Genomic DNA, 12093 nt, shown 5'->3' with positions numbered 1-12093 from the left:
GTGCTCGGCGGTCACGCACGCGAAGGACGGTGGCGATGGAGCGGCTCACACGGCGATCGGTGATGTCGGGGCTCGGGCTGGTCGCGGGCCTCACCGTCAGCGGCGCGGCCGGCGGCACCGCCGCCGCCGGCACCCGGCCCGGCGGGGGCACGTCCGGCGGTCGCGGGCGGCACAGGCATCCGAAGGGACCCAAGATGAAGATCACCAAGTTGGCCGGCGGGCTGCTGTTCCCGGAGGGCCCGGTCGCGCTCCCGGACGGCGACGTCCTGGTGGTGGAGATCCACCGCGGCACGCTGACCCGCGTCCGCCCGGACGGGACCACGTCCGTCGCGGCGGAGGTCGGCGGCGGACCGAACGGCGCGGCGCTCGGCCCGGACGGGCGGGTCTACATCGCCAACTGCGGCGGCCTGCGCCGCTTCGAGGTGGGCGGCTTCGTCTTCGCGGGCGGCATCCCCGACGACTACACCACCGGCAGCATCCAGGCCGTCGACCTCTCGGACGGCTCCGTCGAGACCCTCTACACCGGGGCGGACGGCGTCCCGCTCCGCGGACCGAACGACCTGGTCTTCGACGCCCACGGCGGCATCTACTTCACCGACTACGGCAAGAGCGACGGCGTCACCGGCGACAAGGGCCGCCTGTTCTACGCGAAGGCGGACGGCTCGTCCATCACGATGATCGCGGGCGGAATGGAGGGCCCGAACGGCATCGGCCTGTCCCCCGACGGCAAGCGCCTGTACGTCAGCGAGACGTACACCGCGCGCGTCTGGTGGTGGGACGTCACGGCGCCCGGCGAGATCAAGGGCGGCAGGTCGCTCGGCGGCTCCGGCGGCGGCAACTTCCTCTACACCGCGCCCGACTACACGAACTTCGACTCGCTCGGCGTGGACGCGCACGGCAACGTGTGCGTCGCGTCCATGGTGCACGCGGGCATCTCGGTGATCGCGCCGTCCGGGAAGCTGGTCGAGTTCGTGGACATCGACGTGGACGACGACCCGGGCATCACGAACATCTGCTGGGGCGGGGACGACATGCGCACCGCATACGTCACCGCGTCGAGCACCGGCCACCTCCTGAAGGTCGAGGACTGGCCGCGCCCCGGTCTGAAGCTCAACTACGCCTGATCCGGCGTTTTGAGTCGCGGCGTGCCGCCCTCCGCCGGCGCGGCGGGAGGGCGGCACGCCGCGGGTCAGCCGGTCGCCGCCTTGAGGATGCGGCGGGCGGTGCTCTGGATGTGAACCTCGTCCGGGCCGTCGTAGATGCGGCCCTCGCGGGCGTGCCGGTACATCCGCGACAGGGGCAGGTCGTCCGTCAGGCCGGCCGCGCCGTGGACCTGGATGGCGCGGTCGATGACGTTGTGCATCATCCGGGCGCCGACGACCTTGATGGCGCCGATCTCGATGCGCGCCTGGTCCCCGGCGTCGATCCGCTCGGCGGCCTGGAGGGTGAGGAGCCGGGCCGCCTGGATCTCGGTGTAGGAGTCGAACACGTGCTTCTGCATCAGCTGCTTGGCCGACAGCGGCTCCCCGAACGCGGTGCGGACGCCGAGGCGCGCGCACATCAGCTCGAACGCGCGCTGCGCCTGGCCGAGCCAGCGCATGCAGTGGAAGATGCGGCCGGGTCCGAGCCGGTCCTGGGCGATGACGAAGCCGTGGCCGCGCGGGCCGAGGAGGTTGTCGGCCGGGACGCGGACGTCCTCGTACGCCACCTCGTAGTGGCCGCCGTGCAGGCCGAGCACCGGCGTCTCGCGGACGATCCGGTACCCCGGCGTGTCCGTCGGCACGATGATCATGCTGAAGGCGCGGTGCGGGCTCGGCGGATCCTGCTCGGTGCGGCACATGACGGTGGTGTACGCGGCGTCGGCGGCGCCCGTCGTGAACCACTTGCGTCCCCGGATGACCCATTCGTCGCCGTCGAGTTCGGCGGTCGTCCGGATGCCGGTCGGGTCGGACCCGGCGACGGACGGCTCCGTCATCGCGAAGCTCGGCGACACCTCCCCCGCCACCATCGGGGCGAGGTAGCGCTCGCGCCAGCGGGGGCTGGCGTACTTGTGCAGCATGAGCGAGTCCTGGAGCGTGAACGTGCCGAGCGCGAGCTGGCCCCACTCGCTGCGGCCCTGCACCTCGTTGACGTAGACGTAGTCGAGGAACGGCATGCCGCCGCCGCCCAGCTCCTTGGGGTGCCCGAGCGCCCAGAGGCCCTCCTCCTTCGCCTGCCGGCGCAGGTCGCGCAGGGCGTCGCGGGACTCCTCGCCGCCCGCGTTCAGCACCGGCTCGGCGGGCTCGACCCGCTGGGTCATGAAGGCGTGGACGGCGTCGCGGACGTCCCGGACCCGGTCCGGCACGGGGAACAGCATCACGCCTCCCCGGTCAGGTCGGCGGCGATGTCGCGGTTGCCGTAGCCCTCCGGCGCGGCGACCTCCACGACGGCCTCGGGGCGGTCGTCGAACTCGACGCGCAGCGCCTTCGACATCGTCGCGTGCATGTCGTACATGCAGGTGATGTAGGTGAGCTGGAGGATCTCCCTGTCGGGGAGGTGCTCCTTGAGGATGTCGAACACCTCGTCGGGGACGCGGCCGCCGTCGAGCACGAGCCCGTCGGTGTAGGCCAGGACGGCGCGTTCCAGCCGCGAGTAGCAGTCGGCGGTCTGCCAGTGCGGGATCGCCTGGATCTTCTCCTCCGGCATGCCGAGCGCCCGCATCTGCTTGCAGTGCTGGGAGAACACGAACTGGCTGCCGCGCGCCCAGCCGGCCCGGCACTGGCCGAGCTCGCGGAGCACCGGGTCGAGGCTGGCGTTGCGGTAGAGCGCGAAGCCGCGGACGGCGTGCCGGAACACGTCGGGCGACTGGGCGAAGACCGTCCACCAGTCGCCCGGGGAGCCGGTGGCGGTGCCGTGGTCGACGGCGGGGTCGCGGTCGGGGCCGAAAAGGTGGTCGTAGAAGAAGAGGACGCGCTCGTCGGTGACCTCGGCGCGGGGGACCTCACGCAGTCGGGGCATGCTGCTCCTTCGTCGTCGCCGTGGGGACGGCCGTGGGGCCGGTCTTCGGGGCGGTGCGGTCGGCGGCGGTCTTCGGTTCGTGGGAGACGTCGGCGTCGGTGAACGTCCGCGTCCAGCACGCGAACTCCAGCAGGATGCCGTCCGGGTCCTGGAAGTAGAAGGACCGGACGAAGACGCCCTCGCCGAACTCGGGGGCGATGCCCAGCGGGCTGTCGTCGTGGTTGAGGATCGGGCTGACGGTGACGCCCTTGTCCTTCAGCCGCCGCCGGTACTCCTCGAACTTCTCCGGCGGGACGTGGAACGCGACGTGGTTCATCGACCCGACCGCGCTGAGCAGTTCGCCCTGCTCGGGACGGCCCGCGGGCGCGGACACGCCGGGCACGCCGTCCGGGGCGTCCGGGAACCAGAAGAACGCGATGCAGTCGCCGCCGCCGCAGTCGAAGAAGAAGTGCTGGCCCATGCCGGCCGGCAGGTCGATGGTCTTGATGAGCGGCATGCCCAGCACGCCGCTGTAGAAGTCGACGGTGCGCTTCATGTCGGACGACACGAGCGCGAGATGGTTGATGCCGCCCAGCTCGAATTCGGTGTTCTTCGGGCCCGTCATGAGACCTCCCTGTACCTGGCGCGCAGCTCCCGCTTGAGGATCTTGCCCGCGACGTTGCGCGGCAGTTGCGCGACGAACTCGACGCGTCGCGGGACCTTGTAGCCGCCGAGATGCTCGCGGCAGGCCGCGATGATCTCCTCGGCGGTGGCGGACGCGTCCGGCCGCAGCACGACGGCCGCGGCGACGGACTCGCCCCATCGCGGGTCGGGGACGCCGAAGACGGCGGCGTCCGCGACGGCGGGGTGACGGTGGAGCACCTCCTCGACCTCGCGGGACGCGACGTTCTCCCCGCCCGTGATGATCATGTCCTTGATCCGGTCGACGATGTAGACCATTCCCTCGGCGTCGCGGCGGACGATGTCGCCGGTCCGCAGCCAGCCGTCGCGGAACGCCTCGGCGGTCAGCTCCGGCTCCCGCCAGTAGCCGGTCATCACCTGGTCGCCGCGGACGAGCATCTCGCCGGCCTCGCCGTCCGGGACGTCGCGGAACTCCGCGTCGACGATCCGGATGTCGGCGATGTCCATGGCGCGTCCGGCGGCGGCGAGAAGGTGGGTCTCGCCGGCGGCGGCGCGGCGGTGCTCGGCCATCCCGAAGTACAGGATGTTGCCGCCGGTCTCGCTCATGCCGAAGCCCTGGTAGAAGTCGCAGCCGAGGACCTCCATCCCGCGCCGCAGCACCTCCGCCGGGATGCCGGACGCCCCGTACCCGATCGCCTGGAGCGTGCCGAGGTCGCGGTCCCCGATCCCGGGATGGCCGAGCAGGAACGCGATCATCGTGGGCGCGAGGCCGGTCTGGGTGACCTTCCATTCGGCGACCAGCCGCAGGAACGTCTCGTTGTCGTACGACCGGACGATCCCGACCGTGCAGCCGCGCAGGTGGTTGACCAGGACCGTGTAGCCGCCGACGTGGCACAGCGGGAAGCAGAACAGGAAGACGGTGCCGTCCGGGATCTCCCAGTGGGCGGCGGAGCTCATGACCCCCGCGACGAGGTTGCGGTGGCTGAGCATGACGCCCTTGGGCCTGCCGGTGGTGCCGCTCGTGTAGACGAGCCAGGCCAGCGCGTTCTCGTCCGGGCGGGGCGGCTCGGACGCGGGCGCGGCGCCGACGAGGCCGGCCCAGTCGCGGTCGCCGCCGCCGTCCAGGCCGATGACGGTCTTCACGGTCGGCATCGCGGCGCGGTGCTCGGCCATCGCGTCCAGGTACTCGCCGCTCACGACGAGCACGGACGCCTGCGCGTGGTCGGCGAGCGCGGCGATCTCGGACGGGTGCAGCCGGTGGTTGAGGAACGTCAGCGCCATCCCGGCGGCGGGAACGCCGTAGTACAGGTCGACGTACTCGGGCCTGTTCCCGGTGAGGACGGCCACGCGGTCGCCCGCCTCCGCCACGGTCAGCAGGGCGTTCGCGACCTTCCGGACGCGGTCCCGCAGTTGCGCGAAGGTGATCGCCTGGTCCTCGAACCTGAGCGCGGTGCGGGCGGGGTGCTTGCGGGCCGCGTACTCGACGATGTCGCTGATCAGCATGGCTGCTCCGGCACGCGCTCCTCCTCGGAGTTGACTTGACAGTCATGTCAGTTCTGGCCGATGCTCGGGATCCTGATCCTGGGAACATCGGGTTGTCAACCCCCGCGCGGGGGCCGATGGGGAGGGGCACGGGACATGCGCAGCAAAGCCGGACCGATCGAGGAGGCGGCCGGGCAGGCACCGCTGACCGAGCGGGGCGCCCGGACGCGGGAGCGCATCCTCTGCGCCGCCCGCGAGGTGTTCGAGGAGCGCGGGTTCCTCGACACGCGGGTCGCCCACATCGCCCGCCGCGCCAACGTCGCCTACGGCTCGTTCTACACGTACTTTCCGTCCAAGGAGGCGGTGTTCCTGGAGGTCGCCGACCGGCTCTTCCAGGACATGACGCAGCATGACCTCGTCCCGTCCACGGGCCCGTCGCCGGCCGCCCGCGTCCGCCGCGCCAACCGCTCCTACTACGAGGCGTACCGGCGCAACGCGAGGATGATGGCGATCATCGAGCAGGTCGCGACGTTCAACGTCGAGTTCCAGGAGATGCGGCGCAGACATCGCGCCGGGGCGATCGGACGGTCGGCGAAGGCCATCGAGCGGTGGCAGCGCGCCGGGCTCGTCGACGCGGACCTCGACGCCGAGATGGCCGCCCGCGCCCTGGCCGCCATGGTGGATCACTCCCTGTACCTCTGGTTCGTCCAGGGCGAGGACACCCCCGACACCGAGCGCCTCCTGGACACCCTGGACGCCCTCACCATCCGCGCCCTCGGCCTCCCGACCTGAAGGCCCGCAGCCCCGAAGGAGCCCCCCTTGGAACTCGCCGACCGTTTCATCACCGCGATCACCGCGGGGGACGTGGACTCGCTCCGCTCCCTCTACGCGCCGGACGCGAAGATCTGGCACAACGGCCCCGGCGAGGGCGGCGGCGCCGAGCAGGACGTCGAGGACAACCTGCGCACACTCCGCTGGCTGTCGCGGAACCTGGCGGACTTCCGCTACGAGGAGATCAGGCGCGACCCCCTGCCGGACGGCTACGTCCAGCGGCATGTCCTGCGCGGTTCCCTCCCGGACGGCACCGCGATCGAGATGGCCGCGTGCCTGTTCGTCACCGTGGACGGCGCCGGCCGCATCGCCCGCATCGAGGAGTACGCGGACACGCGCGGCAGCGACCCGCTGCGCGCGCTCGCCGCCGCACAGCGGGCGGCCCGGGCATGAGCGGCGCGGGCAGGGGCGGCCCGGACACGAACGGCTTGGGCGAGGCGCTCGCCGGGTTGCTGTCCGCCGAGGTGACGGGCCTGCGCCGCCTGTCGGGCGGGGCGAGCCGCGAGACGTGGGCGTTCGAGGCCGACGGCCGCGCCCTCATCCTTCGCCGCGATCCCCCGTCCGCTCCGGACCCGTCCGCCCTGAATGCGGGCGACATGGCGCGGGAGGCCGCCCTCCTCGCCGCCGCCGCGGAGGCCGGCGTGCCGGTCCCCCGTCTCGCCGGGCACGGCGACGCGCTGCTCGGCACCCCGTATCTGATCATGGAGCGGCTGGACGGCGAGACCATCCCGCGCCGGCTGCTGCGCGACGACCGCTTCGCCGAGGTCAGGCCGCGCCTCGCCCGGGAGCTCGGCGGCATCCTCGCCCGGGTCCACACGATCCCGCCGGATCGGATCCCCGGCCTGCCGTCCGGCGACCCGCTCGCCGAACTCACCGCGCACTACCGGGCGTTCGAGGAACCGCGGCCCGCCGTCGAGCTGGCCCTCCGCTGGCTGGACGAGCACCGTCCGCCGTCGTCCGGGCGCCGCTCCCTGGTGCACGGCGACTTCCGCAACGGCAACCTGATGATCGACGAGTCGGGTGTGCGCGGCGTCCTGGACTGGGAACTCGCCCACGCCGGCGACCCCGCCGAGGACCTCGGCTGGCTGTGCGTGAAGGCGTGGCGGTTCGGCTCGCCGCTGCCGGCCGGCGGCTTCGGCACCCGCGAGGACCTGCTGGACGGTTACGCGGCGGCGGGCGGCGTCCCGCCCACACCGCGGGAGCTGCACTGGTGGGAGGTGTACGGCACGCTCCGCTGGACGATCCTGTGCCGGCACCAGGCCGAGCGCTTCCTGAGCGGCTCCGATCCGTCGATCGAGTACGCGGTCCTCGGCCGGAAGGTCTGCGAGCAGGAGCACGACCTCCTGCTGGCCCTCGGGCTGACCGAGCCCGAGGAGGTCGCCGACCCGCTGGACGCGTCCGGCACGGCGCCGGAGGGGTCCGCGCCGCACGACCGGCCGTCCGCGCACGCGCTGATCGACGCCGTGACCGGGTTCCTGCTCTCGGCCGAGCAGCCGGACGACCGGCTGCGCTTCCACGCGCGCGTCGCGGCGGGCGCGCTCCGCATCGCCCGCCGCGAACTGCTCCTCGCGGACGGGCACCGGGTCGCGCACCGCGACCGCCTCCGCGCCCTGGGCTGCGCCGACGACGCCGCCCTGGCCGCGGCCGTCCGCGACGGCACGCTGGACGGGCGCATGGACGAGGTGGTCGCGTCCGTCCGCGCGTCCGTCCGGGACAAGCTGACCGTCGCCAACCCCGCCTACCTGAACACCCGCTAGCCCGGGAACGGGCCCGCGCGGCCGAGCAGGGCGGGCGGCTGCTCGCCGAGCAGTTCGCCGAGCCAGGCGCCCGTCTCCGCCACCGCCTCCATGTCGATGCCCGTCTCGACGCCACTGCGGTGGAGGGCGTAGAGGAGGTCTTCGGTCGCGATGTTGCCGGTGGCGGACGGGGCGAACGGGCAGCCGCCGAAGCCGCCGGTGCTGGCGTCCAGCGTCGCGGCGCCCTCGTCGAGCGCGGTCAGCGCGTTCGCGTAGCCGGTGTTGCGGGTGTTGTGGAAGTGGAATCGCAGCGGCGTGCCGGGGGCCGCCTCCCGCGTCCGGCGGGTCAGGTCGCGGACCTGCGCGGGGACGCCGACCCCGATCGTGTCGGCGAGCGCGATCTCGAAGGCCCCGGCGGCGTGCGCGCGGCGCGCGATCTCCGCGACGCGGTCCGGGGGCGTCTCGCCCTCGAAGGGGCAGCCGAACGCGGTCGCGATCGTCACCCCGGCCGGGACGCCCGCGTCGGCGGCGGCCGCGGCGATCTCGTCCCACGCGTCCAGCATCTGCGCGGTCGTGCACCCCTGGTTGCGGACGGAGAACGTGTCCGACGCGACGACGACCACGTTGACCTCGTCCACCCCGGCGGCGAGGGCCCGGTCGAGGCCCCGCCGGTTGAGGACCAGCCCGCTGTAGGCGACGCCGTCGCGGCGCGGGACGCCTGCCATGACCTCCTCCGCGCCGGCCATCTGCGGGACGCGCCTCGGGTTCACGAAGGAGACGGCCTCGATCCGGCGGGCCCCGGCTTCCACGCAGCGGGTGATGAACGCGATCCTGTCCTCGGGCGAAAGGGTGCGCTGCTCGTTCTGGAGGCCGTCACGCGGGCCAACTTCCAGGACTGTTGTATGCAATCCTTTCCCCTTACTGGAGTTTTAGCCGTCCCCGCGACTATATTGCATGCAATAACGCAAGGAGAGTTCATGCCCCGCGCCACCGACACCGCCTACGAGGCGGTCCGCCAGATGATCCTCTCGGGCGAGGCCGCGGCCGGCAGCCGACTCGGCGAGGCGGAGCTCGCCGAGTCGCTGGGCCTGTCGCGCACCCCCGTCCGGGAGGCGCTCCAGCGGCTCGGGTCGGACGGCCTTGTCGAGGTCCTCCCCCATCGCGGCGCCCGCGTCGTCCAGTGGACGAGCGCGGACCTGGAGGAGATCTTCGAGTTGCGCTCGCTGCTGGAGCCGTACGCGGCGGCGCGTGCCGCCCGCCAGCGGCCGGACGAGACCGTCCTCGCCGACCTGCGCGACCTCTGCGCGGAGATGGAACGGGCGGCGGCCGACGGCGACCTGACCAGGGTCGCGCGGCTCAACTCCCGCTTCCACGCCGCGGTGATCGAGGCGTCGGGGAACCGGCGGCTGCCGGCGATGCTGACCTCGGTCATGCACGCGCCGCTGATCATCGGCACGTTCCGCCGGTACGGCGCGGACGCGCTGGCACGGAGCATGAACCACCACCGGGAGCTGGTCGCCGCCATCGCCGCGGGCGATCCCGCGTGGGCCGAGTCGGTGATGCGGTCGCACATCCGCGCGGCGGCGGCCGAGCTCACCGCGGACTAGAACGAGGAGACATGAGCGACGACGCATCCCCCCGCCCCGGCGGCGCGTCCCCCGGCACCGGCGGCGCGGCTCCCGGCGCCCTCGGCGATCTGCAGGTCGTGGAGATGGGGCAGCTGCTGGCCGGGCCGTTCTGCGGACAGCTGCTCGGCGACTTCGGCGCCGAGGTCGTCAAGGTGGAGCCGCCGGGCGCCGGCGACCCGATGCGCGAATGGGGCCGGGAGAAGCCGCACGGACAGTCGCTCTGGTGGCCGATCCTCGCCCGCAACAAGAAGTCGGTCACGCTCAACCTGCGCACCCCCGAGGGGCAGGCGCTGGCGCGGCGCCTCATCGCGGGGGCCGACGTCCTGGTGGAGAACTTCCGTCCCGGCACCCTGGAGCGCTGGGGCCTCGCGCCCGAGGTCCTGCACGCCGACAACCCGCGGCTGATCATCACCCGGGTCACCGGCTACGGGCAGGACGGCCCCTACGCGCCCCGGGCCGGGTTCGGCTCGATCGGCGAGGCGATGGGCGGCATCCGGTACGTCACCGGCGACCCCGACCGGCCGCCGTCCCGCGCCGGGATCTCCCTCGGCGACGAGCTCGCCGGGACGTTCGCCGCGCTCGGCACCCTCGTCGCCCTGCACGCCCGGCACCGCACCGGACGCGGGCAGATCGTCGACTCGGCGCTGTACGAGGCGGTGCTGGCGATGATGGAGTCGCTGATCCCCGAATGGGAGATCGCCGGCTACCAGCGGGAGCGCACCGGCTCGGTGCTGCCGAACGTCGCGCCCAGCAACGTGTACCCGACCAAGGACGGTCCCGTCCTCATCGCCGCGAACCGCGACACGATCTGGCGTCGGCTCGCCGCCCTCATGGGACGTCCGGAACTCGCCGACGACGAGCGCTACGCCACGCACGGCGCCCGCGGCGCCAACGCCGGCGAACTGGACGACCTCATCGCCGCCTGGACGGCGGACCAGGAGTCGTCCGCGCTCCTGGAACTGCTCCACGAGAACGGCATCCCGGCGGGCCTCACCTACCGCGCCAGGGACATGCTCGCCGACCCGCACTACAAGGCCCGCGAGGCGATCATCCGGATGGCGCATCCGGATTTCGGCGACTTCCCGATGCAGGGCGTCTTCCCGAAGCTCTCCGACACGCCCGGCGAGGTCCGCACGGTCGGCCCGTCCCTCGGGCAGCACAACACCGAGGTCTACGGCGCACTCGGCCTGACCACCGAGGAGATCGCGGCTCTGGCCGCAACCGGAACGATCTGAGGAAAGGTGCACGGCCCGCCGCCGTCCCTTGCACGTCGTGAAGAACCGATGGCGGACCGCCCAGCCGAGCAACGCTCCAGCCCTCAATGCGCTCGGCCACCGGCGCCGCGACCACCGTCCAAACCGCCGCCAATGCCCGGCGGCCGGGCTCCCACCGCCAGACCGCCCGGAACTGCGACTGCTCGGGCGAGACAAGCGGTCCGTCACCGGCGCGAGGCCCCGAACGGGCACCGCGTGCTCAGCGGAATCGTGCGGAAGTAACGCACGGGACTGCCTGGCGCGATGCGCCCGAGCGGTAAAGACCACACCGCATCCACCGATGGGCGGCGGCCGGACGGAGTCGCCTGTCAGGGGATGAGGACGGTCTTGCCTGCCAGCCGTCCGGCGGCGGCCTCGTCGTGCACGGTGGCCAGGCCGGTCAGCGGCCGCCGTCTCCCGTGACTGCCTCGCGTGCCCTTCGAGGACGGCGCGGGCTTCCTCGGTGGTGCCGTCGAGCACCAAGGCAGAGAAGAACCGCACGCCACGTCAGTCCGGCTCGCGCGATGAGGGCATGCCGCCTGGTTTGGGGCGGCCAGGCGGTGTTCCGGTGGGCGATCCCCCACCAGAACAGGCCTTCGGGTACCGGTCGTCCGGAGTGCCGAGGGCGTGACCGCTTGTGGCCGGAGTTGATCCGTTCCGTCCGGGGTGTCGCCAGTGATCAACGGTCTGCCGGGTTGGGAGGCTGACCACAGCGTGTTGATCAAGGGAGAGGGCATCGTGGCGAGCACAGTCACCCGTGACGGTTTCACCTTGTGGTAGGAGGTGAAGGGCGACGGTCCTGCGGTCATCTTCCCGTCGAGAATGCGCAGTGAGCACTCGATGCTGGCCGGAGCACTGGCGGCGAGTGGGTATCGGGTTGTGCGCTACAAGCCCCGCCAGGTCGTCGGCGTGATGGAACCCGAGGACGAGGCGGGTGGCTCGTGGGAGCCGCGACGCTGGACCCGTTTCCCCACCGACGTCGAGATCGCCGACTTGCACGCCGTGGCGGACGCCGCGAGCGTGGGTGACTTCGTCCTGGCAGGCTACTCCGGCATGGCCGCGCTGGCGGGTTTCCTGGTGGGTGCCACCGAGCGGGCGGTCGGCCTCATGGTCGGCGGCTTTCCGCTGCTGTCCGGCGCCGACTACTGGCTCGGCTATGTCGAAGGTGCTCGCGCGGCGCTGCTGCAGGCCGGGCTGCGAGACAAGGCGGACGAGCACCACCTGGGCGTCCTGATGTACCGGGAGTGGGCGGCCCGCGACGACGCCGAGATGCTGGCGGCCTGAAGGGACCGAAGATCCTCTGGTACGGCTCGATGGACGGCGAACCCTCATGCCGGATGTATGACTACGTGGGGGGAAGCGCGATCGCATGCCGCGTCCGCGACCATTCCGAACAACTGCGACAGGCCGGGTTCGAGGTCATCGAGTTCGAAGGGCTGGACCACATCGCCGGCCTGGCCGAAGCTCCCCTGGTCGCCCCGAGGCTGTCCGCCGCGCTGGCCGCGGCCGGATGGTAGACCCTCGGCAGGTTGCGCAGAGGAAGGC

The 12093-nt window shown here is 72.5% G+C and carries 13 protein-coding genes; 8 read left to right on the top strand and 5 right to left on the bottom strand.

Features of this window, described 5'->3' with window-relative positions; all coding sequences use genetic code 11:
• The first annotated feature begins 35 nt into the window (after positions 1-35).
• A complete protein-coding gene (locus tag ABZ801_RS35950; RefSeq protein ID WP_360706884.1) occupies positions 36-1124 on the top strand; it encodes an SMP-30/gluconolactonase/LRE family protein in 1089 nt (362 codons plus the stop codon).
• Between the two features lie 65 nt (positions 1125-1189).
• Here ABZ801_RS35950 and ABZ801_RS35945 read toward each other — a convergent pair whose 3' ends face one another.
• From ABZ801_RS35945 to ABZ801_RS35930, 4 genes are read right to left on the bottom strand one after another with little or no spacing between them, the layout of a single operon-like run.
• Positions 1190-2356 (bottom strand): acyl-CoA dehydrogenase family protein, encoded by a 1167-nt coding sequence (locus ABZ801_RS35945; protein ID WP_360706881.1) that lies wholly within the window; start codon positions 2354-2356, stop codon positions 1190-1192.
• On the bottom strand, positions 2356-2997 hold the full coding sequence (locus ABZ801_RS35940; protein WP_344939543.1) for a carboxymuconolactone decarboxylase family protein: 642 nt from the start codon (positions 2995-2997) through the stop codon (positions 2356-2358). Before ABZ801_RS35940 ends, ABZ801_RS35945 begins: the two co-directional genes overlap by 1 nt.
• Positions 2981-3601 carry a VOC family protein gene (locus ABZ801_RS35935; RefSeq protein ID WP_360706878.1) on the bottom strand — a complete coding sequence of 207 codons (621 nt, stop codon included), beginning with the start codon at positions 3599-3601 and terminating at the stop codon, positions 2981-2983. The genes ABZ801_RS35940 and ABZ801_RS35935 overlap by 17 nt, the downstream gene beginning before the upstream one ends.
• Positions 3598-5121 (bottom strand): long-chain-fatty-acid--CoA ligase, encoded by a 1524-nt coding sequence (locus ABZ801_RS35930; RefSeq protein WP_360706875.1) that lies wholly within the window; start codon positions 5119-5121, stop codon positions 3598-3600. Before ABZ801_RS35930 ends, ABZ801_RS35935 begins: the two co-directional genes overlap by 4 nt.
• Before the next feature lie 135 nt (positions 5122-5256).
• Here ABZ801_RS35930 and ABZ801_RS35925 point away from each other — a divergent pair, with 135 nt between their 5' ends.
• From ABZ801_RS35925 to ABZ801_RS35915, 3 genes are read left to right on the top strand one after another with little or no spacing between them, the layout of a single operon-like run.
• Entirely contained in the window at positions 5257-5892 is a 636-nt protein-coding gene (locus tag ABZ801_RS35925) for a TetR/AcrR family transcriptional regulator (RefSeq protein WP_344939549.1), read from the top strand.
• A gap of 27 nt (positions 5893-5919) precedes the next feature.
• On the top strand, positions 5920-6324 hold the full coding sequence (locus tag ABZ801_RS35920; protein WP_360706872.1) for a nuclear transport factor 2 family protein: 405 nt from the start codon (positions 5920-5922) through the stop codon (positions 6322-6324).
• Positions 6321-7688 (top strand): phosphotransferase family protein, encoded by a 1368-nt coding sequence (locus ABZ801_RS35915; RefSeq protein ID WP_360706869.1) that lies wholly within the window; start codon positions 6321-6323, stop codon positions 7686-7688. The genes ABZ801_RS35920 and ABZ801_RS35915 overlap by 4 nt, the downstream gene beginning before the upstream one ends.
• Here the strand turns inward: ABZ801_RS35915 and ABZ801_RS35910 are convergent.
• Positions 7685-8575 (bottom strand): hydroxymethylglutaryl-CoA lyase, encoded by an 891-nt coding sequence (locus ABZ801_RS35910; protein ID WP_360706866.1) that lies wholly within the window; start codon positions 8573-8575, stop codon positions 7685-7687. The genes ABZ801_RS35915 and ABZ801_RS35910 overlap by 4 nt on opposite strands.
• A gap of 69 nt (positions 8576-8644) precedes the next feature.
• Between ABZ801_RS35910 and ABZ801_RS35905 the strand changes: the two genes are divergently transcribed.
• From ABZ801_RS35905 to ABZ801_RS35890, 4 genes are all read left to right on the top strand, one after another.
• On the top strand, positions 8645-9274 hold the full coding sequence (locus tag ABZ801_RS35905; protein WP_360706863.1) for a GntR family transcriptional regulator: 630 nt from the start codon (positions 8645-8647) through the stop codon (positions 9272-9274).
• Between the two features lie 11 nt (positions 9275-9285).
• Positions 9286-10530, top strand: a complete 1245-nt coding sequence (locus ABZ801_RS35900) for a CoA transferase (RefSeq protein ID WP_360706860.1) — start codon at positions 9286-9288, stop codon at positions 10528-10530.
• Positions 10531-11370: 840 nt separating this feature from the next.
• Entirely contained in the window at positions 11371-11832 is a 462-nt protein-coding gene (locus ABZ801_RS35895; protein WP_360706857.1) for a hypothetical protein, read from the top strand.
• Positions 11833-11885: 53 nt separating this feature from the next.
• Complete coding sequence (locus ABZ801_RS35890; protein ID WP_360706854.1) at positions 11886-12065, top strand: hypothetical protein; 180 nt, start codon at positions 11886-11888, stop codon at positions 12063-12065.
• Positions 12066-12093: the final 28 nt, after the last annotated feature.

This window comes from Actinomadura sp. NPDC047616 (assembly GCF_040642915.1).
Lineage (GTDB): Bacteria > Actinomycetota > Actinomycetes > Streptosporangiales > Streptosporangiaceae > Spirillospora > Spirillospora miaoliensis.
Note: the sequence above shows the minus strand (reverse complement) of the source record. Positions and strands in the feature narration are given on the sequence as shown.

Excerpts from the sequence above, each read along its gene's own strand:
- ABZ801_RS35950 (WP_360706884.1), top strand. The coding sequence starts at position 36 with ATGGAGCGGCTCACACGGCGATCGGTGATGTCGGGGCTCGGGCTGGTC.
- ABZ801_RS35945 (WP_360706881.1), bottom strand. The coding sequence starts at position 2,356 with ATGCTGTTCCCCGTGCCGGACCGGGTCCGGGACGTCCGCGACGCCGTC.
- ABZ801_RS35940 (WP_344939543.1), bottom strand. The coding sequence starts at position 2,997 with ATGCCCCGACTGCGTGAGGTCCCCCGCGCCGAGGTCACCGACGAGCGC.
- ABZ801_RS35935 (WP_360706878.1), bottom strand. The coding sequence starts at position 3,601 with ATGACGGGCCCGAAGAACACCGAATTCGAGCTGGGCGGCATCAACCAT.
- ABZ801_RS35930 (WP_360706875.1), bottom strand. The coding sequence starts at position 5,121 with ATGCTGATCAGCGACATCGTCGAGTACGCGGCCCGCAAGCACCCCGCC.
- ABZ801_RS35925 (WP_344939549.1), top strand. The coding sequence starts at position 5,257 with ATGCGCAGCAAAGCCGGACCGATCGAGGAGGCGGCCGGGCAGGCACCG.
- ABZ801_RS35915 (WP_360706869.1), top strand. The coding sequence starts at position 6,321 with ATGAGCGGCGCGGGCAGGGGCGGCCCGGACACGAACGGCTTGGGCGAG.
- ABZ801_RS35905 (WP_360706863.1), top strand. The coding sequence starts at position 8,645 with ATGCCCCGCGCCACCGACACCGCCTACGAGGCGGTCCGCCAGATGATC.
- ABZ801_RS35900 (WP_360706860.1), top strand. The coding sequence starts at position 9,286 with ATGAGCGACGACGCATCCCCCCGCCCCGGCGGCGCGTCCCCCGGCACC.
- ABZ801_RS35895 (WP_360706857.1), top strand. The coding sequence starts at position 11,371 with ATGCGCAGTGAGCACTCGATGCTGGCCGGAGCACTGGCGGCGAGTGGG.
- ABZ801_RS35890 (WP_360706854.1), top strand. The coding sequence starts at position 11,886 with ATGTATGACTACGTGGGGGGAAGCGCGATCGCATGCCGCGTCCGCGAC.